This window comes from Myxococcales bacterium (genome assembly GCA_022184915.1).
GTDB lineage: Bacteria > Myxococcota_A > Polyangia > Fen-1088 > Fen-1088 > JAGTJU01.
The window spans coordinates 807,978-830,635 of sequence record JAGTJU010000002.1 but is presented as its reverse complement, the minus strand read 5'-3'; the positions used below and the strand labels follow the sequence as shown (position 1 = coordinate 830,635).

Annotated in this window: 23 protein-coding genes; 12 read left to right on the top strand and 11 right to left on the bottom strand. The window is 67.4% G+C overall.

The features are described 5' to 3' along the window. The first annotated feature begins 501 nt into the window (after positions 1–501). From KA712_11135 to KA712_11110, 6 genes are all read left to right on the top strand, one after another. Positions 502–774 (top strand): winged helix-turn-helix domain-containing protein, encoded by a 273-nt coding sequence (locus KA712_11135; protein MCG5053504.1) that lies wholly within the window; start codon positions 502–504, stop codon positions 772–774. 84 nt (positions 775–858) lie between these two features. Next, positions 859–1,722 (top strand): prephenate dehydratase, encoded by an 864-nt coding sequence (pheA, locus tag KA712_11130; protein ID MCG5053503.1) that lies wholly within the window; start codon positions 859–861, stop codon positions 1,720–1,722. A gap of 22 nt (positions 1,723–1,744) precedes the next feature. Then, on the top strand, positions 1,745–3,778 hold the full coding sequence (locus KA712_11125) for a bifunctional 3-deoxy-7-phosphoheptulonate synthase/chorismate mutase (protein ID MCG5053502.1): 2,034 nt from the start codon (positions 1,745–1,747) through the stop codon (positions 3,776–3,778). Positions 3,779–3,791: 13 nt separating this feature from the next. After that, on the top strand, positions 3,792–4,607 hold the full coding sequence (locus tag KA712_11120) for an RNA methyltransferase (protein MCG5053501.1): 816 nt from the start codon (positions 3,792–3,794) through the stop codon (positions 4,605–4,607). Continuing rightward, a complete protein-coding gene (locus KA712_11115) occupies positions 4,604–5,152 on the top strand; it encodes a hypothetical protein (protein MCG5053500.1) in 549 nt (182 codons plus the stop codon). Before KA712_11120 ends, KA712_11115 begins: the two co-directional genes overlap by 4 nt. A 48-nt stretch (positions 5,153–5,200) precedes the next feature. After that, complete coding sequence (locus tag KA712_11110; GenBank protein ID MCG5053499.1) at positions 5,201–5,356, top strand: hypothetical protein; 156 nt, start codon at positions 5,201–5,203, stop codon at positions 5,354–5,356. Between the two features lie 37 nt (positions 5,357–5,393). On the opposite strand, the gene KA712_11105 is transcribed toward KA712_11110, so the two are convergent. Continuing rightward, a complete protein-coding gene (locus KA712_11105; GenBank protein ID MCG5053498.1) occupies positions 5,394–6,440 on the bottom strand; it encodes an HD domain-containing protein in 1,047 nt (348 codons plus the stop codon). A gap of 106 nt (positions 6,441–6,546) precedes the next feature. Next, positions 6,547–7,146, bottom strand: coding sequence for a hypothetical protein (locus tag KA712_11100; protein MCG5053497.1), 600 nt, complete (start codon positions 7,144–7,146; stop codon positions 6,547–6,549). Between the two features lie 133 nt (positions 7,147–7,279). Between KA712_11100 and KA712_11095 the strand changes: the two genes are divergently transcribed. The 3 genes from KA712_11095 to KA712_11085 all read left to right on the top strand — a co-directional run bounded on the left by KA712_11095 (position 7,280) and on the right by KA712_11085 (position 11,691). Then, positions 7,280–8,587, top strand: a complete 1,308-nt coding sequence (locus KA712_11095) for a cyclic nucleotide-binding domain-containing protein (GenBank protein ID MCG5053496.1) — start codon at positions 7,280–7,282, stop codon at positions 8,585–8,587. Positions 8,588–8,700: 113 nt separating this feature from the next. Then, a complete protein-coding gene (locus KA712_11090; protein MCG5053495.1) occupies positions 8,701–9,642 on the top strand; it encodes a DUF1517 domain-containing protein in 942 nt (313 codons plus the stop codon). Between the two features lie 186 nt (positions 9,643–9,828). Next, on the top strand, positions 9,829–11,691 hold the full coding sequence (locus tag KA712_11085) for an FHA domain-containing protein (protein ID MCG5053494.1): 1,863 nt from the start codon (positions 9,829–9,831) through the stop codon (positions 11,689–11,691). Positions 11,692–11,745: 54 nt separating this feature from the next. Here the strand turns inward: KA712_11085 and KA712_11080 are convergent, their stop codons facing one another. Continuing rightward, positions 11,746–12,180: a rhodanese-like domain-containing protein gene (locus KA712_11080; protein ID MCG5053493.1), complete on the bottom strand. Its 435-nt coding sequence runs from the start codon at positions 12,178–12,180 to the stop codon at positions 11,746–11,748. A gap of 107 nt (positions 12,181–12,287) precedes the next feature. On the opposite strand from KA712_11080, the gene KA712_11075 reads away from it, so the two are divergent. Continuing rightward, a complete protein-coding gene (locus KA712_11075; GenBank protein MCG5053492.1) occupies positions 12,288–12,719 on the top strand; it encodes a (deoxy)nucleoside triphosphate pyrophosphohydrolase in 432 nt (143 codons plus the stop codon). A gap of 4 nt (positions 12,720–12,723) precedes the next feature. After that, positions 12,724–13,701 carry a sigma 54-interacting transcriptional regulator gene (locus tag KA712_11070; GenBank protein ID MCG5053491.1) on the top strand — a complete coding sequence of 326 codons (978 nt, stop codon included), beginning with the start codon at positions 12,724–12,726 and terminating at the stop codon, positions 13,699–13,701. A gap of 5 nt (positions 13,702–13,706) precedes the next feature. Here the strand turns inward: KA712_11070 and KA712_11065 are convergent, their stop codons facing one another. The 8 genes from KA712_11065 to KA712_11030 all read right to left on the bottom strand — a co-directional run bounded on the left by KA712_11065 (position 13,707) and on the right by KA712_11030 (position 22,304). Beyond that, the gene (locus KA712_11065) at positions 13,707–14,480 is read right to left on the bottom strand and encodes a CPBP family intramembrane metalloprotease (GenBank protein MCG5053490.1); all 774 of its coding nucleotides are present in this window, start codon (positions 14,478–14,480) and stop codon (positions 13,707–13,709) included. Further along, positions 14,464–14,760, bottom strand: coding sequence for a hypothetical protein (locus KA712_11060; GenBank protein MCG5053489.1), 297 nt, complete (start codon positions 14,758–14,760; stop codon positions 14,464–14,466). The genes KA712_11065 and KA712_11060 overlap by 17 nt, the downstream gene beginning before the upstream one ends. Positions 14,761–14,826: 66 nt before the next feature. After that, a complete protein-coding gene (locus KA712_11055; GenBank protein ID MCG5053488.1) occupies positions 14,827–15,246 on the bottom strand; it encodes a TIGR02266 family protein in 420 nt (139 codons plus the stop codon). Between the two features lie 25 nt (positions 15,247–15,271). Continuing rightward, entirely contained in the window at positions 15,272–17,722 is a 2,451-nt protein-coding gene (locus KA712_11050; protein MCG5053487.1) for a glycosyltransferase family 39 protein, read from the bottom strand. Positions 17,723–17,834: 112 nt separating this feature from the next. Further along, complete coding sequence (locus tag KA712_11045) at positions 17,835–18,791, bottom strand: MBL fold metallo-hydrolase (GenBank protein MCG5053486.1); 957 nt, start codon at positions 18,789–18,791, stop codon at positions 17,835–17,837. Between the two features lie 71 nt (positions 18,792–18,862). Then, complete coding sequence (locus tag KA712_11040; GenBank protein MCG5053485.1) at positions 18,863–19,561, bottom strand: hypothetical protein; 699 nt, start codon at positions 19,559–19,561, stop codon at positions 18,863–18,865. 122 nt (positions 19,562–19,683) lie between these two features. Then, the gene (locus tag KA712_11035; GenBank protein MCG5053484.1) at positions 19,684–20,889 is read right to left on the bottom strand and encodes a GGDEF domain-containing protein; all 1,206 of its coding nucleotides are present in this window, start codon (positions 20,887–20,889) and stop codon (positions 19,684–19,686) included. Positions 20,890–20,900: 11 nt separating this feature from the next. Continuing rightward, a complete protein-coding gene (locus KA712_11030; GenBank protein ID MCG5053483.1) occupies positions 20,901–22,304 on the bottom strand; it encodes a sigma 54-interacting transcriptional regulator in 1,404 nt (467 codons plus the stop codon). Positions 22,305–22,373: 69 nt separating this feature from the next. On the opposite strand from KA712_11030, the gene KA712_11025 reads away from it, so the two are divergent. Beyond that, a complete protein-coding gene (locus tag KA712_11025) occupies positions 22,374–22,655 on the top strand; it encodes a hypothetical protein (protein ID MCG5053482.1) in 282 nt (93 codons plus the stop codon). Positions 22,656–22,658: the final 3 nt, after the last annotated feature.

Sequence of the window (22,658 nt, the reverse complement as noted above, 5' to 3'; positions counted from 1 at the left end):
ATGGCATGTTTCAAAGTGAAACAAAGAAATCTCGTTTATCCCTGAAATCACGCTTGATTTCGGAATCAACTTTGCGATGTTTCTCACATGCGAGCGGTCGTCGTTACCTCCAAGCCCAGTGACGCTTACAAAGAAGAGCACTCCCCGGCAGCCGCCCTCCGCGAGCTGGGGTGTGATGTTGTCCCGGTGGGCTTCGACCTGGACGAACTGCCCGACGACATCGAGCAGGTGCGGCCCTCCGTCGTCGTGATCGACGCCGGCGCACACCTCGAGATCGGACGGGCGGCGGTCAAACACGTGCGCCAAACGAGCGCGGTGGCCGACGTGCCTGTTTTGTTGTGCATCGAGGTGTCGCGGCTGCCTGGCCTCGACCCGGAGCTCGGCATCGACGACTTCGTGCTTTCGCCCATCGTGGGCCCCGAGCTCTACGCCCGGGTCCGTCAGTTGGATTGGCGGTTGTCCTCCTTCCGCGCCGCCGGACGCATCAAACTGGGGGACCTCATGATCGACACGGTGGCCGTCGAGGTGAACTACCGGGGACGCCCGCTCAAGCTGCCGCGCCAGGAGTTTCAGCTGCTCAAGTTCCTCGCCACCGGCGCCGGGCGCGTCTTCACCCGCGAACAGCTGCTTTCGCGGGTGTGGGGGTACCGGTACACGGGCAACACCCGCACGGTGGACATTCACATCCGCCGCCTGCGCGCCAAGCTGGGTCCAGGGGCCGACCTCATCGAAACGGTCCGGCACGTGGGCTACAAGATGCGTTCGCCGAGCTGAACCCCGTCCTCCCGCCGCGAGAACCGGCCGGGGGGATCCAGGGCTCGCATCGGGGAAAGTGCGTTGTATTCTCAGTGGTGTGCCATGACGGGCCCTCATTCATCCCTCCGCGTCGCCTTCCAGGGCGAGCCCGGTGCGTTCTCGCACGAGGCCGCCCGGGGGGCTTTTGGTCATGACGTCGCGATAGAACCGCGCCGTACCTTCGAGGAAATGTTCGAGGCGGTGACCCGAGGACAAGCGGATACGGCTGTGGTGCCGATCGAAAACACCCTCGCGGGCTCCGTGATCAAGAACTACGACCTGCTGGTGGAGCACGACCTGGTGATCGTGGCCGAGCTCGTATTGCGTATCGTCCACAACCTCATTGCCCGCCCGGGAACCCGGCTCGACGAGGTCCGCCGGGTGTACTCGCACCCCGTGGCATTGGCGCAATGTGAAAGATTTCTGAAGGCCCATCCCGCGCTGCAGGTCGACCCCGGCGGCTACGACACTGCAGGCAGCGTGAAGATGATCATGGAGGCCCGTGACCCCTCGCAGGCTGCGATCGCCGGGGCCACGGCTGCCGAGGTCTACGGGGCCAACATCCTGGTTCCTGGCATCGAAAGCCACGCCCAGAACTTCACTCGCTTCTTCGTACTGACCGCGCCCGAGCGGCGCGGCGACTTCACGCTGACCGGGACCAAGCCCGGACAGAAGACGTCGATCGTGCTGCGCATCGCCAACCGCCCCGGGGGGCTCTACGACGCCCTCTCTGCGTTCGCCCGCGAGGGCGTCGACCTCACGAAGATCGAGTCCCGGCCGATCGAAGGGCGCCCCTGGGAGTATTCATTCTACCTGGATTTCGCGGGCGCCGAGGCAGATGCGGCCGTGGCTCGGGCCCTCGCGCGCCTGGCCGAGGGCTCCGAGTCCATCCGCGTTTTGGGGTCTTACCCTACGCTCGTCGTATGAACGTCTGATACATTCCGGGCCGATGTCGAAGGATGACCCTCAAGGCCCGGGGACCGGCGTGCCGGCGCCCCACCCGCTCAAGGCGCTGCGCACGCAGCTCGACCACATCGACGGGGACATCGTGCGCCTCATCGCCGCGCGGCTCGAGACCGTCGGCCTCATCGTCAAGGCCAAGTCGGGTCGCCAGGATACGATTCGAGACCCCGCGCGCGAACGCGAGGTGCTCTCGAAGGTCGAAGAGCGGGCGCGGGCGCTGGGCGTCTCCGGCGCGCTGGTGCGCAAGATCTTCGCCGACATCATCGCGCATTCGGTGGCTGTGCAGGCCACCACGATCTCGGGGGGCGACGCCGACGCCGGGCGTGCGTGCCGCGTGGCTTTGCTGGGTGGGACCTACAGCTACGATCACCTGGCCGCCGAGCAGTATCTCTCAGGGCGGGGCCTCGTGGGACACTACGAGACGTGCGAGACCCTCGAAGCCGCCGTGGAGCGGCTCGCGTCCGGTGATGTGGATCTGCTGCTGCTGCCGATCGAGAACACCTTCGCGGGCAGCATGAATCCCGTCTACGACCTGCTCCGGGAACACGAGCTGCACATCGTGGGCGAAGAGACGTACAAGATCGATCACTGCCTGGCCGCGATGGCCGACGTGCCGCCCTCGGCCCTCGAGCGCATCTACGGTCACCCCAACGTGCTCGAGCAGTGTTCTGCCTTCATCAAGGGCTTACCGCGCGCCCGTGCCGTGACCACGCGGGATTCGGCCGAAGCGCTCGAGCTCGTCGCCCGCAGCCTGGATCCCAGCCAGGCCGTCATCGCAGCCCCGGAGGGAGCGGCGGCCCACGGACTTTCGATCCTGCGGCATGCGGTAGGCAATCAAGAGGAGATCTTGTGCCGCTTCGTGGCGCTCGCACGCGAGCCCCTGCGGGTGGATCCGCGCGTTCCCTGCAAGACCAGCCTGATCCTCACCACCCGCCACGAACACGGGGCCCTGCTCAAGTGCCTGCAGGTGCTCTCCGATTTCGGGGTGAGCCTGACCAAGCTCGAATCGCGCCCGCGCCGAAACCGGCCCTGGGAGTACATGTTCTTCATCGACTTCGAGGGTCACGTGGAAATGACGCACGTGGCGGCCGCGCTCGACAGCCTGCGTGCCCAGGCTCTGTACCTCAAGATCTTGGGGTGCTACCCCTCGAAGGCAACGCCCTCCGATCCGCAGGCCGCCGCGCTCAAGGTGGCCGTGGAGCCGCGCGACGAGCTCAAGGGCCCGCGAGAGAGGCTGTCCGATCGTACCGTTCGCCCGAGCGACACCGTGATTCGCGTGGCCGACCTTCTCATCGGCGGCGAGGGCTTCACCGTGGTGGCGGGCCCCGCCTACGTCGAGAGCCGGGCGCAGATCGATGCGGCCGCGGCCAGCGTCCACGCAGCGGGCGCTCACATCCTGCGAGGCAATGTCTTCGCCGCGACGAGCGAGCCCGGGGCCTTCGAGGGGCTTGGCGCGGAAGGGCTCGACCACTTGGCGGCCGCGGGCAAGGCCTTCAACCTGCCCATCATGACGGAGGTGACGTCTCCCGAGGAGGTGCGGCTCGCCGCCGAGAAGGCCGACCTCTTGCTCGTGGGCGCGCGGAACATGCAAAACTTCGCCCTGCTCGCGGAGCTCGCCAAGGTTGACCGTCCGGTCGTGCTCAAGCGCGGCTTGTCGAGCACCATCGACGAGTGGCTCGCATCCGCGGAGTACGTCATCTCGCACGGCAACGGTCAGGTCATTTTGTGCGAACGGGGCATCAGAACCTTCGAGAGCACCACCCGCAACACGTTGGATCTTTCGGCCGTGGTGGTCCTGCGCGAGCGCACGCACTTGCCCGTGCTGGTCGACCCAAGCCAGGGCACGGGCAAGCGCTCACACGTTTTGCCCATGGCGAAGGCAGCCCGGGCCTGCGGCGCTCATGGCCTGATGCTCATGATGCACCCCGATCCCGAGCACGCGAAGGTGGGGGGCGAGCAAAGCTTGAACCCCGAAGAATTCGGGGCGCTCGTGTCGGCGGTGGCGCTCGTGAAACCCTGAGCGGGGTTTTCCCGTGATCGTGATCGAGGACGCACACGATCCGCGCCTGGCCGACTACCGCGAACTCAAGGAGAACCGCCTCCGGGAGGACTCGGGAAAGTTCATTGCAGAGAGCGAGACCGTGGTGCGCCAGCTCCTGGCAAGCGGGCTTTTCGTCGAGTCGATACTGGTCACCGCACCCCGTCTGCGCAGCCTCGCGGCGGTGAGCGGACGTGAGGCGCTGCGGCCCGACATTCCCGTTTACCTCGTGCCCCAGGCGGTGATGGACGACGTGGCGGGGCTGCACGTGCACCGCGGCTGCCTGGCGGTGGGCCGGCGCCCTCGGGGGCCCGGACAGGCCCTCGAAGCGGGTCTGCTGGTGGCCCTCGAGGATCTGGTCGACGTGGACAACGTGGGCGCGATCGTGAGGCATGCGGCCGCTTTCGGTGCCCAGGGTGTGTTGCTATCACCCCGCGCAGCCGATCCCTACTACCGCAAGGCCATCCGTGTCGCGATGGGCAACACCTTCAAGGTTCCGATACGAAGGCTCACGACCTGGCCCGACGACTTGCTCGCCCTCAAACAAAGCGCGGGCGCCCGGTTGGTGGGCACCGTCGTCGAACCCGAGGGGGCAAAGGTCTTGGCAGGGTATGCCCCGCACGAGGCGAGCATCGTGGTGTTCGGTGCGGAAGGTCCCGGGCTCTCACCCGCCCTGCGCGCAGCGTGTGACGATCTCCTGACTATTCCGATGGGGGCCGCCGATTCCTTGAACGTAGCCACCGCCGCGGCGATCTGCCTGTATCATTTCACACAAGTGGCCCCCCAACGTGACAGGAGACGCGCGCCGTGACGACGCCCCGCCAGCCCCCGGGCGTTCGGCCCGCCGACATCTTGGCCCCGCTCGCCGGGGAGGACTTCGATTGGTACCGCGACGAGGAAGACTTGCCTTCCGCGCGCGACGTACGGGTGACCGCCGCCGTCCAGCACTATCAGGCCCTGGGCAGCGCCGAGGAGCGGCGCCTCTTTAGCGAAGCTGCGGATCCGTATAGCGCCCATACGCTGGTGTCGTTTGCGGAGCGTTGTGCCTCGATCGCCTTGCAGACGAAGAGCGTGGCGCCGCTAAAGCAGGCCCTTGCCGCCATCGCCTGGCAGTGGCAGGCCTGCGAAGATCCTTGCGATGGGATCGCCGTCCTGGGCGCCGTCTACGACGCGTGCCAACGTTTGGGTGAGGCTCCGATCCCTCTCTTCGAGGCGGCCGTGGCCTACGCGCCACCGGGAGTCGAGCGGGCGTTTCCAGACTTCCTGAGCCGCACCGATCTCCATGAGATCGCCGCAGCCATGGGCTACCTGGTGCGCCCCTCTCCTCAGGGCCTACGTTACCTACGCAGCTGGTGAGGCACGTTTGCCGGCCTGTTGGGCCCGGGTCACGGTATAAGCGTCTTCATGTCGACCGGTATCATCGTGGTGTTGGCCATCGCCGTGGCAGGCTCGGCGCTCTACCTCAGCCGGCAGATCCGGGAGGTGCGCCTGGCGCGCCGAAACCGCAGGCACTGGGAAAATGACGAGCCGCTCGAAGGCGGCGTCGACAAGTGGGACTAACGCCATCCCTCGAGGGGCTCACACCTTCGATCGCCGCTCAGTCGTGGCGGTGAGGAGGCTCGTGAACCTCGGCGGCGTGGGGCCCGTGCTCGCCCTCTTCTGGGCCGCAGGTCGATGCAAGACCAGTGGGCGCCGTGGCCTCGGCCGTGCGCCCCGCTCCGAAGCCCTGCGCAACGAGGTATGCCACGTAGTAGGACGGCTCTTGCCGCTCCTCGAGCTGCCCGGCGTCGACCGCCTTTTCGCAGAGGGCGCGAAGCTCGCCCACTTGCCGTGACGGCGGCAACGCAAACGCCTGCATGATCGCGTTGCCGAGCCCTGGCGGCAATGGGGGCATTTGGGCATCCAGCGCGCGAATCTCCAGGATCCTGCGCATGAGCTCCTCCACGTTCAGGGCTGCCTCCTGACGGCGCCCCGGACGCCGGGAGGTGACGTCGGCCAAAGAGAGCTGAATCAGCCGCTCGAGCCGCGGGCCCATCTCTTTGTCGAAGCGCCGCACGGCCGCATCCGTCCACCCTTTGCTGTACGCGTTGGCCCGCAGGTGGTTGTAGATCAGAAAGCGGATCTCCTGGCGCGTGTCCCGGTCGAACTCGAGCCGCCGCGAGATCTTGTCGAACATGCGAGCGCCCACCTCGGCATGGCGGTGAAAAGTGACCTTGCCATTGGGGTGCATGACGCGCGTGGGCACCTTCCCAATGTCGTGCAGCAAGGCCGCCCAACGCACGATCGGGTCGGCGGCGCTTTGGAGCACGACTTGCTTCGTATGCTCCCAAACATCTTTATGCCGCCGGCCCGCTTCTTGCGAAAAATCGACGGTGGCCGCCAGCTCCGGCATCACCAGCTCCAGGGCGCCACAACGGTGCAGCCATTGAAGCCCCGCAGAGGGATGCGGCGCGAGCAACAATGACGCGAGCGCGCCCCTGACTTTCTCGGGCCTGACCCGGCTCACTTCGGGAGCCACGGCGCGGGCGGCCAGGGCCACCTCATCGGGCAGGCTCACCCCGGTCTGCGCCACCTGACAGGCCAGGCGCAAGAGATCCTCGGGCTCGTTGCCGTAAGGGTGGCCAGACGCGGGAACGTGCGACATCTCGAATGGACTCGGGCTCAAGAAAAAGGGGCGCCTTGCATACCATGCGGGGCAAACGCCCGCACCGGAAAGCGCCCCCTGAGGGGACGCGGGCCTTCGGCGGCCCTCAGGACTGAGGCACCGAGTGGATCATGAGCTTGTCCTGCTCGTGCTTGCGTTGCAGATGCTCCACGAAATGGCACAGCGCGCGGACTCGCCCTCCCAACGATCGCTCCGTCACCGGGTATTCCGTGGCGAAGTCGCTGGCATGGTCGTAAAGCGTTTGGCCCAGGGCTTCGTCCCGCACGTACTGGAGGGGGTGCTTTTTCTCGAGCACCCCTTTGCGCAGGAGCGGCCAGCGCGCGTCGAGCCAGTCGACGATGTCTTCGCCGAACACCTCGCGGTACGCGCGCAGTTCCTCGTCCAGGTTGGTGAAGGACTCGGCCCAATGCGCCTCGAAGCCCTTCGAGGCCTCCGAACCTTCGCCGCGCACCCGCTGGAGAGCCAGCCTGAGGAAGACCACGTCTTCCGTGTGGCGCAGGTAAGGCTCGACGTGACGATCTTTCGGCGTGAACGAGTGGATGAGCGCCGCCGCGGCCACCTCCCGAACGGCTTCGGTGAGATCGGGGTCGACAACGGCCTCCACCAACACCTTCATGTCGAACGGCAAGGAGACCAGCGCCTGTGTGAACGCCTCCACGAACGCTCTCTCCGATTCTTTATCCATGAGTTTCGTAGTTTTACCAACCCGCAACGCAGACTTACAAGGGTCCTCCGACAAGTGAAGTGCACAGGCACGGGGATCTCTCGGCCGCCGCGGCGGGTTTCGTGCCTGCACCGGGATGAGATACCCTGGCGGGATGGCACGCGACTTGGCACGAGCGGACGAAGAGCTGGGGACTTGCCTTGGGGAGGGACGTTGGGCTTTGGCGCTCGCGACCTGCGGGGACATCCTGCAAGCGGCGCCTTCGGCTTTGTCGGTGCGGCTGCGCCTCTCCGAAATCTACGCAAAAGCAGGGCACCGCGACCACGCCCTTTTTTTGCTGGGCCTTCTCGTCGACCGCTGCTCGGCGGCGGGCCTTCCCCTCTGGGCTTTGGCGGCGCTGAAGAGCCTCGCCGCCCTCGGCGCCGCGGACCCCGCTCGGGAGCGCGCCTGGGTGGAACGCTACGCCGCAAGTTCTGCCGCGCTCTCGAAGACCGCCACCCGGCCGGCTCCGCCCGACCCGGCCACCCCCGTGCCCACCGGACCGGTTCCGGACAGCCTCGACGAAGCCGCCCAGACGGCCTTCGCGCGAGCTTGCGACCTGTCAGCCGTCGCCGAACCTGCCTCGCAGGTGGCACCGCTTCCCCTCCTTTCGGAGCTGGACCCGGCCAACTTGGAGGCGGTGTACCGGGCGGGGGAGCTTCGCCGGCTCGCGCCCTCGGCTTTGCTGATGCGACAAGGCGATCCGGGCGACAGCCTCTGTTTCATCACGAGCGGTGAGGCGCTCGTGTTTACGCAGGTAGAGGGCGGCCCCCCCCGGGAGTTGGCACGGGTGGGGGAAGGCACTCTCGTCGGCGAAATGGCCCTGGTCTCGGCCGAGCCCCGGTCGGCGTCGTTGGTGGCCGCAACCTTCCTGGACGTGTTCGTGGTGGGCAGCGAGACCCTCACGTACCTGGCCCGGCAGGAGCCCTCGGTGGCGAAGGTGCTCGAGCGGTTCACGCGGGAGCGGCTGCTGAAAAACCTCGTGGCGTCTTCCCCCCTCTTCGCGCCCTTCACTGCCGAGCAACGCGCGCAGCTGCTCACGCGTTTTCAAGGCGTCGAGTACGAGCCAGGCGCGCTCATTGTGGCCGAGGGCCACCCCGGCATGGGGCTCTACATCGTGCTGATGGGGCAGGTCGAGGTTGCCTCCGACGCAGGGGGAGCCCACGTGCCCTTGGCGCGCCTGCACAGCGGTGACGTTTTTGGCGAGATGTCCCTTTTGGGCGGCGGGCCTACGTCTGCCGCCGTGACGGCCGTCGCGCCGACAACCGCCTTGTTCCTGCCCAAAGACGACTTCCTCGCGATCGTGGAAGGGGTGCCCACCCTCCTCGCGCATTTCGCCACGCTCGCGAATCAAAGGGCGGCGGCCCAATCCGTGTTGCTGGGTCGTTCAGGCGATCTCGCGGGCCCCCCACCCGGGCCGTGACGAGCGCACCGATCCCTTGACGTTCCGGCACTTGGCCCGCCGCTGACAACCGTACCGGGGCTGTCCGGTTGCGCTGGAGGCTACGCCCCCCCCCTGCTAGGGTTATCCTCGTTATGCGTACCTGGCGTTGGACCGTGGCCTTTTCGATGTTGCTCCTGCTTTTGGCAGCACCTCTCGATGCGTTCGCCCGGCGTTCGGGAGGCAGCTTCAGTGGCCGAGGAGGCTTTCGTTCGCCCTCCACGTCACCGAGCCGCAGCCCCAGTCCCGGGTACAGGCCTGGGTACAACACGGGACCAAACGTCTTCGTGGTGCCAGGCTTCGGCTGGGGTTTCGGCGGTTTGGGAGGGGGCATGGGCATGGGCAGCCTTCTCATGGTCGGCATGTTGGGTCTGGCCGGGTTCTATGCGTACCGGGCCCTCCGCAACGCCAGCCGGCGCGAAAGCGGATACCACCCGGGTGATGACCCCGATGAATCGGCTGCGGACTTCCGCCCCGACCGCGCCTACCTATACAAGGTTCAGCTGGGCCTCGGTCGCTCCGCACGCGGCCTGCAAAATCGGCTGGCTCACTTTGCAGAGCAGGGTGATACGGGCACCGAAACGGGCCTCGCCGCCCTGCTGTCCCAAACGGCGCTCGAGCTGATTCGGGAGAAGGACTCGATCCGCTACGTGCAGACGAGCGCCGACGGACCCATGCCGCTCGCGAAGGCGGAGACCAAGATGAACGGACTGTCTTTGGCCGAACGGTCCCGCTTCGACGTCGAAAGGGTGCGCGCGGCCGATGGCGGCGTCCGCAAGGCAAGCGAAACCCTCGCAGACAGCGAAGCCGTGTTGGAGTACATCGTGGTGACCCTGGTGGTGGCCACGCGCGAGCCTCTTGCGGAGTTCGGTTCCGTGGACGAACACGTGCAGCTCGAACCCCTTTTGAGCGCGCTCGGCGGCGTTTCGCCCCGGGAGCTCTTGGGCCTCGAGGTGGTATGGACTCCCGCCGACCCCAGCGACGCGCTCACCGAGAACGACCTGCTCACGACCTACCCGAACCTGCGCGGACTCTAGGCCCAGCCACCGCCGCACTGCGGGAGGGGGGCGCAGCAGGAGGGACGCCGCCCCGGGCGGCTTCGCCCCCGAGCGCCGCCCAACGGCCTCAAAACACACGAGTTTCGGAGGCCAGTCGGCTTGACCGACCGAACGCTCGACGGCTAAAGTCGGCAGACACCCGAGCGGCGTTCCAACAAGGGTTCGATGCACAAACTCATCATCGAGGACGACGAGGGAAAATCCGTCGTCGTCCCACTCATCCGAGACGAGATCACTGTCGGCCGACAGGAGGGAAACACCGTCCGGCTTACCGAGCAGAATATCTCGCGTCATCACGCGCGTTTCGTTCGGCAAGACGGCACGCTCTTCGTTGAAGACCTGGCGAGCTACAACGGGATCAGGCTCAACGGTGAGCCCGTCAAACAGAGGACCGCCCTCAAGGACGGAGACCAGATCGCCATTGGCGACTACAAGCTGGGCCTCAAAGCCGCCGACGGGCGAGCCGCGGCTCCCGCTGTGAACCGTGCCCGGGTCGGCAGCGAGACACCGCCGCCCCGCGCTTCATCGCCCTCTCCGTCGCCCGCGTTGGGGATGCAAGGGGACATCATCGAAGGTGCGCCCACGATCCCCGTCCGCACGCTGGCAGACCAGGGGCTGGATTTCGGGCTGAACGCTCCGCCTCCTGGGCGCTTGGTCGTCATGTCGACGCAGCTCTCGGGCGCCGAGTTCGCGCTGGACCGTGCGTCCCTGGTCATCGGACGCACACCGGAAAACGACATCATCCTCAACCACAAGTCGATCTCGCGCCATCATGCCAAGGTGATCCGAGACGGAGAGCGGTACGTGGTGGTGGATCTCGAGAGCGCAAACGGCGTGCGCGTCAACGGCGCCCCGCAAGAACGCATGGTCCTCGACAGCGGCGACGTGATCGAGCTTGGCCACGTGCGGCTCAAGTTCTTGGTGGGTGAGGACGTCTTCGGAGCAGCCAGCCTCCCGGGCCTACGGGGTTCCAAAAAGCCTCTCGTCATCAGCGCCGCGGTGGCATCGGTCGTGTTGGCCATCGTCGTGTTCGCGATGTCCGGAGGTGACGAGGCCCCCGCCCCTCCCCCCGTGGCGCAGACACGCCCCGAACCCGCGGCGCCCGAGACCCCAACGCCTCCGCCTGCTCCGCCCGCGGCGCCCGAGCCCGAACCGCCGCCGGCCGCGCCCGTGCCTCAGCCCCAAGGCCCAACACTCGAAAGCGTGAGTGCCATGATCGCGCAGGGCCAGTGGGACCAAGCACAAGCCACGCTGGGTCAACTGCCTCCCGCCGTTCAGGCGGGGCCGGAGGGCGTTGCCCTGAAAAAGCAGATTGCCGTTGAGAGGGCCGCCGAAGCGGCTCTGGCGCGGCTGGAGGTGGAGGCCGAGGCCGGGCGCATCGAACCCGCTCGCAAGATCGCCGCCGCCATAGCCGCCGATAGCCGCTTCGCCGGGGACGCCACGCGCCTGGTCGAGCAGGCTCAGCAAACCTTCGTCGCCGCGCGGTTGAACGTGGCAGAGGGACACAAGGCCGCGGGGCGCTGCACCGACGCCCGCAAGGAAGCGGAGAAGGTGCTCAAGCTCGTGCCGGGACAGCCCGCGGCCACGGCCCTCGTTGCGGCATGCGCGGCGGCTCCAGCCCCAGTCGCGGCGGCCCGGCCTGCTCCCCAAGACAAGCCACGGGAGGCGGAACGGCCGGCGCGCCTGGCCGCAGCCCCCAAAGCGCCGCCTCCCCCGCGGCCCGCCCCGCGGGCCAACGCTCCGGTGGCGCTCACCGAAGACCCGCTCCCGCCCGGCGACGCCGACGAATACATCAAGGAGGCGCAAGACGCGTGGCTCAAGGGGCAGTACGCCGCCGCCATCGCCTCCTCTCGCAAAGCGCTCAGGCTCAAGCCAGGGCTGGTGCGGGCGTATCAAATCATCGCCGTCTGCTCGTGCTCGCTGCGAGACCAAGCCGGTGCCGTCAAAGCGTACGAACGCCTCGACGACAAAAACAAGCAGCTCGTCCGCTCTCTTTGTGAACGCAACGGCATCAGCCTGCCGGAATGACGGCAGGCGCCCCGCACGGACGGCACCTCTTTTTCGTTCGCTCCGTGCGGCCCTTCAGGGCGCTTTGACCTTGGCGGCGAGCTCGGCATAGGCCGAGCCTTCGGGAGAGGCGGTGGATACGGGCAGACCAGAGTCAGCCCAACCCGGCACCGTCACGCGTCCGTAGGGGTCGCGTTCACCGGCAAAACCACCGCGCACGTCCACGATCTGCGTGAAGCCTGCGGCCTCCATCAGCGTGGCAGCCTGAAGTGAACGGCCGCCCATCTTGCACCCTACGACCAGAGGGTCGTCCTTCGCGAAGAGACCCTCGACCACGCTTTGGAAGTCTGGATTGCCAATCAGGCGTCCGTTCTGCATGTGCAGCAACGGCACGTTCAAGGCGCCTTCGGGGTGGCCGGCCTCGAATTCGGGCACCGACCGCACGTCGAGGTAGCGCCAACCCTGCTTCATCAGCTCGGCTGCTTCGGGGGGAGTCACGCGCTTGGGCATGCCCCCTATGTAGCACGGTCGTTCCGTGAGGACAGATCTTTGCGCCCGGTCTCCCCGCGCTGGGGGGTTCCCGAAACAGCGTCGTCGTGGTTAACATGCGCGTCCTCATGACGACCTCAGGAACACCGCGCATTCGGGTGGTTGCGGCCGTGATCGCCAAGGGCGACAAGTACCTCATCACGCAGCGCCGAAAGACGGCTGTTCTGGCCGGACTTTGGGAGTTCCCGGGCGGCCGAGTGGAAGCCGGAGAGACCGACGAGGAGGCCCTGCGGCGAGAGCTCCTCGAGCGACTGGGCGCGCGGATCGAGGTGCACAAGCCCATCGCCAAGCGTACCCACCAGTACGAAGGGTACGGCGTGGACCTCATCCTTTACGACGCCCGCTTCGAGCCTTCTGCCACGGGTGAAGCCGAGCCCGCTCTGCAGACGCTGCGCGTGGCCGATTTTCGATGGGTGCGCTCGGACGAGTTCGAGCGGTATCCCTTCCCTGCCGCGGATCAGGCAACGACCGACCTGTTGTTGGGCGTCAAGCGGAGCTGAACGCATGTCTGCGAAGACTTCATCCCCGCCCCGCAGCTCCACCACCGGAAAAAAATCCGGCGCGTCGCGCGCCCGCACCCCTGACTCAGCGCCCCTGGCGCCGATCACCGATACCGCGTCACCGCGCCTGGCGTCACTGGAGCCCGCGGCCGCGCGCTGGATCGCCACCCTGATTCGGGTCGCGTCGGCTCACCCTGCCATGAGCCACGTGTTGGACGTCCTCGAAAGGCTCTCGGACCGCCCCTATCGCACCAACTTGCTGATCTTGGGCGAGCCAGGGACCGGCAAAGGTGGCTTGGCGCGAGCGTTGTCCCACCTGGTGGCCCCGCACGGGCGCACCGTGCGGGTGGACCTGGGAGGATATCCGGAAGAGGCAGCACTCAGCCGGCTCTGTGGCGAAGGAGAGCAGCCGGGGCTGGCGGAAGAGGCCAACGAGGGCACCTTGCTCATCGAAGAGGCGGCCGAGCTCAGCCCGAGGGTGCAGAACGAGCTGCTGCGTATCCTGAAGACGGGCCGCGTGATCCGTCGTGCGGCGCCGGGCGGGTCAGCGCAGGAGTGTCGGGTTCGGGTGAGCGCACTGGCGCTGTCGGACAAAGACTTGCGCGCCGAGGTGGCAGCGGGGCGGTTTCGGCATGATCTCTATTACCGCCTGGCCCGGATCGTCCTGTGGTTGCCGCCTCTGAGAGAGCGCCTGGACGACATCGCCGCCGCGGCGGTGTGGATGGGTAACCGCATCCTGGAGCAAACGGGGGTGCCTCTGACGCTCAGGGGCCCCGAAGACATGCGCCGGGCGAACGTGGAAGAGCAGCGTCGATCCATCGAGCTCACGAAGGGCGCCATCGAAGCGCTCCAGCAGCACAGCTGGCCCGGAAACTTCCGCGAGCTGGAGGCCGTGCTCGAGCGCTCGCTCCTGCTGTACCGCACCGATCGCCGTCTCGGCCCTGACGAGGTCGCCCTGGCGCTGAGGGAGACGCACGGCTAGAGCTGTCAGCGGAAGTAAGTCTCGTAGAGCACGTCGGAGAGCAGGTTGCACGAGGCGTGGAAGACCACGCCCGGCACGATTGAGCCCGAGCGTGCCCTCATCCACCCAAACACCAGCGCAGGGAAGATCACCGCCATGCGACCTGGATCGAGATCCACCGCCACGTGTCCGAGGGCGAAAAGCAGGCTGGTGACCAGCCAGGCAAAACCGAGAGGGGCACCCAGCAGCCGGCGGGTGCCCGGCCAGCGCGAGGACAAGCGCGACCACAGGTACCCGCGAAAAAACAGCTCCTCGGGCAGCGCGACCACCAGAACCTGCGTGAGCGCAAGCAAAGCGAAATCAGGGGGCAGGCGCCAAGGCGGCGAGAGGCTGCCGAGCCACCGCGGGCAGATGGGGGCAAAGGTCTGCCACCACCAGGCGGCCCAGGCCGGAACCTCGGGTTGGCAAGCGTTTCCGTAGAGCCAAAAGAAGCCCCCGACGAACGGAGGCCACGTGAAGAGAAGCGCAAACGCCAAGGCGCCGAGCTGCGGGCGCCAGCGCTCGAACGTGAGCGCCCCTTCCTGCGCGTAATCAAACGGTACCTGCGTGACCCGTGCGGCCACCGTGGGGGCGTAGAGAAAGAGCACGGCGATGAAGCCGTGCAGGTTGTTCCCGATGAACGGAACCACCTGGCCGGCCCAAAACAGGCCTGAAGCCAAGGCGGTTGCCACGGCATAGGTGACAAAGGCCTCGCGCACAGCGCTGCGCGGCGTGGCCTCACGCTCAGCCGTAGAGGTCACCGAAATCGGAGAGGCTGGCCATGGCGGCGCGGGCCTCGTTGGCCGACGCGCGCAAGCGATCGGGCGCCGAATGGTCGAGGGGCCGGCGCCCGTGCAGATGGTCGAGGATGCCGTCCAGCTGGACTTCGATCTCTTCGATCGCGTGCCGGGTGCGGCGCAGGGCCGCCACCGCGCGGATCCGGACGCTCAGCCGCGACGGGGCGGGCAGAGGGTCAGTGGCGGAAGCCGGCCCACGGGGCCGACGCGGCGCCGGGTTCGTCGAGCCAAGGGAACGCCTCATGGATCGAGTCTCCGCGACAAAAGCGGCCTGTCAAATTTTCTCACATGCCTCATGGGGGCTGCAGCGTCAGGAGTTTCCAAGGGTGGAATCCTCGTCGTCGAGATAGGCGAACGTCCTCACGAGACGAGTGAGCCGACGTTGGGTGTCGGGATCCAGATCCACGAACTGAATGCCCATGCCGGGGTTGATGCTGTTGGGATCTCCCGGGCGCACCGGGTTGATCCAGACCACTTGGCCATCGACCACGAATTCGGGGGCACCAAGAGGCTTAAAGCGGAGCGTCAGGCGCGCGCCGGGGGGGTGCGGCTCGGTGGTCTTCACGAAGATGCCCATCGCGGACAGGTCCGTGATGTAGGCGAAGAGAAAGTTATCGTCGCTGCGGTAGTCGACCTCGATCTTGACCGGCACACGCGGGTGGGCGCGCCGCTGGCCAACGCGTCGCTCTTTCTTCGCCGGCCCGGTGACACGTCGCCGTTCTTTCTTCATGCGAAGAGGTCCGGGGTTCGTCGGTTCATCGAATCTGGATGGTACCCAGGGTGGCGCGATCGGCGCCATCGTTGGGGCCCGAGGTGATCCGCCACCTTTGTCCCTCGCCGCCCGGCCAGAAGCCGATGTACACCGTATACGTGCCTGCCACGGTGGTCATGAGGGGCGCATCGATTTCGGTGCGATCGCGGATGTACTCTCCGGGAAGCCAGAACGAGGTGGGGAAAGCACCCGCGAGCGGCTCGTGATCGCCAATGAGGCGTGGATGCCCGGGCACGTCCACGTGCACGAAGACCTTGAAGCCCGGAGCGGGCCGGCGCCGTACACGAAGATAAAGCGTCAAGGGGATCTTGGCAGGCCGGCGCACGGACGACGGAAAGTCGGCCCCGATGAGCTCGACCGCATCCTGGAATACGGTGCTCATCTTCACCGGGTAGGTCCACGGAGGCCGCTCGTCGGGCCACTGGTACGTCACGGCCGCCGCGCCGGGCTCGGAGATCGGCACCGGCGGCCGCGGGGCCATCCACACGTTCCGCTTGAGCGGGTTTTGGTCCTCTTGGCCCGGCTCCGTCTGGTTCGAGAGCAAAAGGAAGCGGCTCGAAGACGCGTCCAGCACGACGTAGGGCACGGCGGCCGTCTTGAAGGCGGCATCGAGCGCAGCCAGGTCGTCGGTGTTCACCAGGCAGAATGCACGCCGATTCGATTTGAAGAAGGAGATGAGCCGATCCTGAGAGGGGATCTCTTCGATCTGGCGGGCGGTGTAAAACTGGATGCCGTGCCCTTGAACGCGGTAGCGGCCGAAGGGATCTCCGGGTTTGGAGACATGCACCAAAGACTCGAAAACGGGCTTGAACGAAAAGTGATGAGAGAGTCTGGGGATCAGCATCTGGCACACGCCCAACGCGAAGATCACCGCAGCCCCAAGCGCGATGTGAATGCCGTAGCGCCCGACCCGAATGATGAGGGCCTGCCCCCAAGCGTAAAGCCGGGCCGCCTCGTAACGCCATGACCGGCCGTTGCCTTCCGGACGTTGAGGCGCCGGAGGGCGAAAGCCCGCGAGCGCGCGCGTTCGCGTTGCCAGTCCGAGGTAGACACCCACCGCTACGACCAACCCCAATAGCAAGGGTGCCAGACCGACCCGCATGGTGGGCGGCCATTTGAGCGTCTCGAGCAGGTGCACCGAGAAAAGGTCTTCAGGCACCAACTTGAAGTCGCGCGCCAAAATCATGATGCCCGTGGCAGCAAGGAGCCCCAGCACAGGCTGGGGGCGCTCGGCCTCGAGGGCTTCGTCGAGGAACCCGCCAAGCGCGAGCGCAATGGGCGCCAACACCGCGAAGCGCGCATCGCCCACCATCAGCACGTGGACGGTCGAAAGCGCAAAGCCGAAGCCAGCCCCCACCAACCAGTACGCCTCCACGAACGCAAGCCGCGCGCGCCGATCGCCGACGTCCCCCTGCTCATGAACGGGAGGCACGCCGGCTTCCGCGTCGGCGCCTGAGGCACGCACCAGGGCTCGTCCGAGGGCGAACACAGCCAGCGCGCTCCACGGGAAGGTGCCAAAGCCGACCTGTCGAATGAAGTAGACGAAGAGCTGGGAAGGGGTTCCTCCCCGAGGGGTGCCGCCCAGCCAGGCGTTGTACTGGCCCGCGACGTTTGACCCCAAAGCAAGCCACAGAACCACGAGGCCAAGGGCAAAGAGCACGAGCAAGGGCCATCGGCCCCGGGTGCCCCGGACAAAGAGCCCTGTGCCCAAGGCCGAGCCCGCAGGCACGTCGACGCCCACACCCGGGGCCGTGAGCGCTGCCATCAGCGGTTCACCCGGGCCCGCCGCCGGATGCGCCTTGGGGTCGATAGGCACGAGGGACCACGTCGCCAAGAGCGTTCCTGCAAGGGTGAGGCACGGCAGGGCGATGCCCAACAGGCCGCCCCCCGCGATGTGTCCCAGGACCAAGCCCACGCACGCCACGGCGAAATCTCGCCAGCGCCGCTGCCCCGTGGGCGGCCAGGCGAAACGGCCGAGCCCTCCCAGGGAGAGCGCCAGCGAAAACGAAAGCCCCATATCGGACGTCAGCTGACGCGCCTGCAAGAAGAAGAGCGGCATCGTGCCGAGAACGATCACCGACAGCAGGGCGGCCCGGCGGCGCAGAAGCCCTACCCCCGCCCAGTAAACGGCCAAGAGGTTGGCGATGGCCAGGAGGCCCTGCAGAAGACGCCCCCCCCACTCGCTGGCCCCGAACACCTTCATGCCGAGAGCGCTCAGCGCCAGGTCGAGCGGAGGCTGCGGGGCGTAGCGCCCGTTGGCGGTCACGTCGAACGCGTGGCCCGTGTCGAGCATCTCGCGGGCACGCTCGGCGAGGTTCAGCTCCCAGGGGTCCCAGAACCCGAAGCTCCCGAGCCCTGGCAGAACGAGGGCAGCCGCGAAGAGGGTCGCCCAAACCAAACTGGGAATACGGGCAAGCCGTTCGGTCGATCGCATGGTGGAAGGGGAAGCGCTCGGACTCTAACGGACCGGCCCGGGTCCGTAAAGGCAGGTGGACCCGGGAGCCCCCAGAAGCTTTTTCGATACTTGGGCGTGGCCGATGCGGCGCTCAGGTGGGCCGGCGCAACGTCACACGCTCTCCGGGAGCGAGCAGCGCGAGCCGCTCCGTGAGCCCGCGCGCTTCGCAGGCGGCGCGCAGCCACCGCGGGGGCTCGTCAAGGGGTTCGTAGCCGAGCGGCAACACGCCGAAGGCGATGGGCACCAGCAGCCGCGCTTGCAGGTCCTCGAGGGCGTAGGCGGCGTCGAGCGGCGACATGTGCGTAGCGCGCAAGGGAAGCGGGGCATAGCCCCCGATGGGCAGGAGCACCGCGTCCGGCCGGAAGCGCCGGCCGATCTCCTGGAAGCCCGAAAAATATCCCGTGTCGCCCGCGAAGAAAACGGCCACCTCCGGGCCCTGCACGACGTAGCCGTTTGCACCCGCACCCCGGCCGCCCCCTTCGTGCCGCGCGGCCACCGCGGTGAGGGTGAGGTCGCCGTGCTGACAGCTTTCTTCGGGCGCGAGGGTCACGACCTGAGGAAAACCGAGCCGCGCGAGGGTCGTCTCGAATCCGGGCGGTGCCACCACCAAGCTCGTCTTGGGTAGGCGACGCAGGCTCGGGGGGTGAAGGTGGTCGCGATGCCCGTGCGAGAGCAGGATGCACGTGACGTCGTCGCGGTCAGGACCGGTGAGAGCGGGCATGATGGCCCGACGCAAGCCGAAGACGAACTCCGTGAGCAACGGATCGGTGAGCACCCGCGCACGGGAGGTGACGATCTGAACGCAAGCGTGGCCCACGGGCGCGAGCGACATCTCGCCCGGCGCAGGCGCATCGACGCGCCCGGCCCGCACGGTCTTCGGGGGCGTCACGAGCCGCTGAGCAAGCTGGCGCAGGTAGCGCAGCGAGAGGGCTTGACCCACGCCCGTGGCGCGCAGGCGGTTTCGATGCGCGAGATCCAGCTCCTTGATGCGCTCGAGGAGCCGTTGCTCGCGCTTGTGGGGGTCGTCGTTCACCAGGCTAGGCGGCATGGCTCCACGCGGCCCGCCGCACCCAGCGAGCGCATGGCGGCCGAGACCCAAGCCGTGACACGTCTTGCTCGTCAAGGCGCAAGAAGCAACTTCCGCGCGCAGGTGCCATCATTCAGGTTGATGATCGGCGGTGGGTCGAGGATCACCGGTGGGTCGAGGATCACCGGTGCCACGGTGTAGGCCGACATGGTGGAGGTGTTCTTCGCGCAGTAGCCCTCGCCGGAGACGGGCTTGATGACGGGTCGGCATTCCCATTTGCACATGTCGCAGTCTGCCGCAACCCAATCCTTCCGGAGGGGATCCAGGGAGGCACCGTCGTTGACCCAGGCGAGCGCGCCACATTTGAGGTCGCTCTCCGCCTGGTCCTTGCACTGTTCCTTGGCCAACGTCCGACACGCTTGCGCCTTCGCAAACGCCGTCAGGTAGCGGGTGTGAATCTCTTCGCACACCTTGCGGTTGCAGCTTGGGGCCATGGCGTCGGCATTGACGGTAGCGGCATCGGGAGCCGCACCGGGCATCGGCTCCCCCCCGGCATCCGCAGAGGCGTCGGCTTCCGCGAGCACACCACCGTCGGTGCTTTCGAGCAAAGGTCCGCCTCGCCCTCGCCCCGCACCCGGCCCCAGCACCTCGGCCTCGACGCCCGCGTCTTGACCAGCGCCGGGCACATTGGCGTCGAGCGCACCACCCAGGCCGTCATCGCCGCCGCAGCCCGCGATCACCCAGGCCGAAACCAGACAAACACCCCCAAGCGCGTGCGCAATGCCCTTCATGTTCGCCGAACCTCCGCTCTATCGCAGCGGCGCCGGCTCGGGAAACCCCGTGCCCCCCCTCCGGCGCGCAGGGTGCCTACAGTACGCCGGAACGCGATTGAGCGCCAGCCGGGGCGAAGGGCTCACGCCGCGCTTTGATCGTCGGCGATGCTCACCTGGTCGCGGCCCGCGCGCTTCGCCTCGTACAGGGCACGATCGGCACGTTCGAGCCACAGGGAGGGGGTGTCGTTGAGCGTCGCAGGGGCCACCCCCACGGAGCCGCGCACCTCGAGGCAAACGCCCTCGCGCTCGATGCGCACCGTGCGCAACGCCACGAGCAGGCGTCCCGCCAGGGCGCGCGCGTCCGCAAGCGCCGTTTCCCGCAAGACGACCGCGATCTCGTCGCCCCCGAAGCGCGCCACGAAGTCGCTCTTGCGAATGAAAAGACGCGTAACCGTGTCGGCGACCTTCCGCAGGACCTCGTCCCCCGCGCCGTGCCCCAGCGTGTCGTTCACCGTCTTGAAGTTGTCGACGTCGATCATCAGCAGGCAAGCCTGCTGGCCGAACGCCCGTTGCAGCTCGAGGGTGCGTTCGACGTAGTCATCGAAGGCCCTTCGGTTGAAGAGCTGCGTGAGGGCATCCACTTCACTGTTGCGTTTCGTGACGTCGAGCTCTTGCCCCAGGGTCCTCACCTGGGCCCCCAGGTCCGCCATACGCTTGCGGTGCTCCTGACGACGCTCTTCCATCATGCGTGACAGCTCAACGACCGTGGACAGCACCTCTTTTTTCAAGGTCGAGGGCTCGGAGCCCAAGGCCAGCTGCTCGAGCCGCTCGAGCTGCATCTGCAAGCGCCCGTCGGTGGCCTCGTCCATCCGCAGCTGATGACTGAGGTTCTGGATGAACACCCAGATCACCTGGCGCAAATCTCCCAGCACGCCGCGGGTGTGTTCCGTGGCTTCGGCGCAGTACTCGCGCACGAAGTGACGAACACCCGCCCAATCCCTCCGGCTGTCCGCGCTCCCTGCGGCCGGATTGCCGGAAGGCGGGGGCGTGCCCGTGGTGATGTGACGGGCCCATTGGTCCGCCAAGCGGGCGAACGCGGCTGCCGTCACACGCGCCTGATCGAAGGGGTACTCGCCGAGCGTGCGCAGCAGCGCGCCGAGCGTGTCGAGCCCCATGTCCGTGGGGCTCAAGACCCGAGCCTCCTCGGCCACGACGGGCGTTTTGCCGCGGCCGAACAGCCCCACTCTGTCGCGCCCCGTCAACGACGCCTCTTTCGGGTGAACGTGCCCACCTTGGGCACTCTCATCGACGGAGGCCCGGAGGAGGTTGAGGGGACAAGGCCGCACACAGCGGCCGTTTAGCGATGATCTTCGGGGTCGAGGCCAAACTGCTTGATCCACCGCCACACGGCCGCGCGCTGGCGGCCGAGCGCCCGCGCCACCTCGGCCACGTTGCCTTGGTGCTGCGCCAGAAGACGAGCCACGTCGCGGGGCTCAGGAGGAGGCTGGGGCGGCTTGCGGCCCACGCGCGGCTCGCCGAGAGGGCGTTCCGAAGGCAAGGGCACCGGAGGCGCAGAAGGCAAGCTGTCGGGAAGGTGCGCGCGATCGATGAGCGCCTGGCCATGGGCCAACGCCACGGCCGCCGTGACGATCTTTTCGAGCTGTCGCACGTTCAGAGGAAGGTAGGCGCCGGCCAGCGCCGCGAGCGCGCGGGCCTCCACCCCCCGGGGCGCCCCACCGCGCTTTCTGCGTTCTTGCGCCAAAAAGTGTGCGATGAGCGCGCCGAGGTCCTCTCGCCGCTCGCGCAACGGGGGGAGCCACAGGGGGGCGGCGCCGAGACGGCCCAGGAGATCGTCCCGCAAACCATCGGTGGCCCCGGGCATGACGTGGCGGTTCGTGGCCGCCACAACCCTCACATCGAGCGTGCGCGCGCGGGTGCCCCCGAGCGGCGTGAGCGTACGGTCTTGCAGGAAGCGCAGCAGCTTCGTCTGCGCGTCGCGGGCCATGTCCCCGATCTCGTCGAGGAAGAGGGTGCCGCCTTCGGCCTCTTCGACGAGCCCTGTCTTGGCCCCGCTGGCGGTCGAATGCGCGCCCGCGCGAAAGCCGAAGAGCTCGCTCTCCATCAACTCGCGCGGTATCGCCGCGCAGTTGAGCGCCACGAAGCGCCCCTTCCGTCCCGAGGACGCATGGAGCGCACGGGCGTAGATCTCCTTGCCAACGCCGGTCTCCCCCACGAGCAGAACCTCGGCGTCGGAGGCGGCGAGCTTGCTCAGCCGCGCGCTTTGCAGCGCCATACGGGGGCTCACCGTGGCCACGGGACCCAGCGGCAGGGCCAGCTCGGCGCGCACGGCGTCGAGCTGCTCCTGCGTGGCCATGCGAAACACGAAAAAGTGCCCGCCGAGCTGAACGAGGTCGCCGTCCGCGAGGGCCGCTGCCCCCGTGAGCCGTGTGCCGTTGACGAACGTGCCGTTTTTGCTGCCGAGATCTTCGAGCGTGAACCCTTCGTCTCCCCTGACGAGCCGCGCGTGTTTCGACGAGGCCATCGGGTCCTCGAGCGCCCACGCTCCGGGAAGCACCGCGGGCCCCGCGCCCGATGTGCGGCCAAGTTCCAGAGACCGACCGAGCACCATGAGCCGATCCTCCGGCCGTACCTCCCCCTGCCCGGCCCGCGCCGCCAAGAGCAGAAGCGGAACGCTTGCCGACCCGGACGCCAGGGCCGCATCGACCTGCGCTGTCAGCGTGCGTTCGGGGCCAGACGGCATGCGAAGCTCATCATAAACCAGAGGAAGGTCGCGGCCCTCCTGCGGGACGCGGCGAGGACCGCCGGTGCTATGCTGAACCGCCCTATGGGCATCAAGCGCGCGATCGTTCCTGCCATCATCTTCGCCGGGCTCGGCACGGCCGTGGTGCTCGAGCTGTCGACGAAGCAAGGCGTGGAGTGCGAGGTCTGCATCAGCTTTCAAGGTCGGCAGAAGTGCGCCAAGGCGCGAGCCGACGAGGCGGAGCAAGCCGAACGAGAGGCCCAAAGCAGCGCGTGCTCGTTGCTCACGTCCGGGGTCAGCGAGGCCGTCAAATGCCCGCGCATCCGGCCTGACAAAGTCACCTGTAAGTAGGGG

Bases quoted from the DNA above. Each gene is read 5' to 3' on its own strand.
- KA712_11135 (MCG5053504.1), top strand. From the start codon at position 502: ATGATCGACACGGTGGCCGTCGAGGTGAACTACCGGGGACGCCCGCTC.
- pheA (MCG5053503.1), top strand. From the start codon at position 859: ATGACGGGCCCTCATTCATCCCTCCGCGTCGCCTTCCAGGGCGAGCCC.
- KA712_11125 (MCG5053502.1), top strand. From the start codon at position 1,745: ATGTCGAAGGATGACCCTCAAGGCCCGGGGACCGGCGTGCCGGCGCCC.
- KA712_11110 (MCG5053499.1), top strand. From the start codon at position 5,201: ATGTCGACCGGTATCATCGTGGTGTTGGCCATCGCCGTGGCAGGCTCG.
- KA712_11105 (MCG5053498.1), bottom strand. From the start codon at position 6,440: ATGTCGCACGTTCCCGCGTCTGGCCACCCTTACGGCAACGAGCCCGAG.
- KA712_11100 (MCG5053497.1), bottom strand. From the start codon at position 7,146: ATGGATAAAGAATCGGAGAGAGCGTTCGTGGAGGCGTTCACACAGGCG.
- KA712_11095 (MCG5053496.1), top strand. From the start codon at position 7,280: ATGGCACGCGACTTGGCACGAGCGGACGAAGAGCTGGGGACTTGCCTT.
- KA712_11090 (MCG5053495.1), top strand. From the start codon at position 8,701: ATGCGTACCTGGCGTTGGACCGTGGCCTTTTCGATGTTGCTCCTGCTT.
- KA712_11085 (MCG5053494.1), top strand. From the start codon at position 9,829: ATGCACAAACTCATCATCGAGGACGACGAGGGAAAATCCGTCGTCGTC.
- KA712_11080 (MCG5053493.1), bottom strand. From the start codon at position 12,180: ATGCCCAAGCGCGTGACTCCCCCCGAAGCAGCCGAGCTGATGAAGCAG.
- KA712_11075 (MCG5053492.1), top strand. From the start codon at position 12,288: ATGACGACCTCAGGAACACCGCGCATTCGGGTGGTTGCGGCCGTGATC.
- KA712_11070 (MCG5053491.1), top strand. From the start codon at position 12,724: ATGTCTGCGAAGACTTCATCCCCGCCCCGCAGCTCCACCACCGGAAAA.
- KA712_11060 (MCG5053489.1), bottom strand. From the start codon at position 14,760: ATGAGGCGTTCCCTTGGCTCGACGAACCCGGCGCCGCGTCGGCCCCGT.
- KA712_11055 (MCG5053488.1), bottom strand. From the start codon at position 15,246: ATGAAGAAAGAACGGCGACGTGTCACCGGGCCGGCGAAGAAAGAGCGA.
- KA712_11050 (MCG5053487.1), bottom strand. From the start codon at position 17,722: ATGCGATCGACCGAACGGCTTGCCCGTATTCCCAGTTTGGTTTGGGCG.
- KA712_11045 (MCG5053486.1), bottom strand. From the start codon at position 18,791: ATGCCGCCTAGCCTGGTGAACGACGACCCCCACAAGCGCGAGCAACGG.
- KA712_11040 (MCG5053485.1), bottom strand. From the start codon at position 19,561: ATGAAGGGCATTGCGCACGCGCTTGGGGGTGTTTGTCTGGTTTCGGCC.
- KA712_11030 (MCG5053483.1), bottom strand. From the start codon at position 22,304: ATGCCGTCTGGCCCCGAACGCACGCTGACAGCGCAGGTCGATGCGGCC.
- KA712_11025 (MCG5053482.1), top strand. From the start codon at position 22,374: ATGCTGAACCGCCCTATGGGCATCAAGCGCGCGATCGTTCCTGCCATC.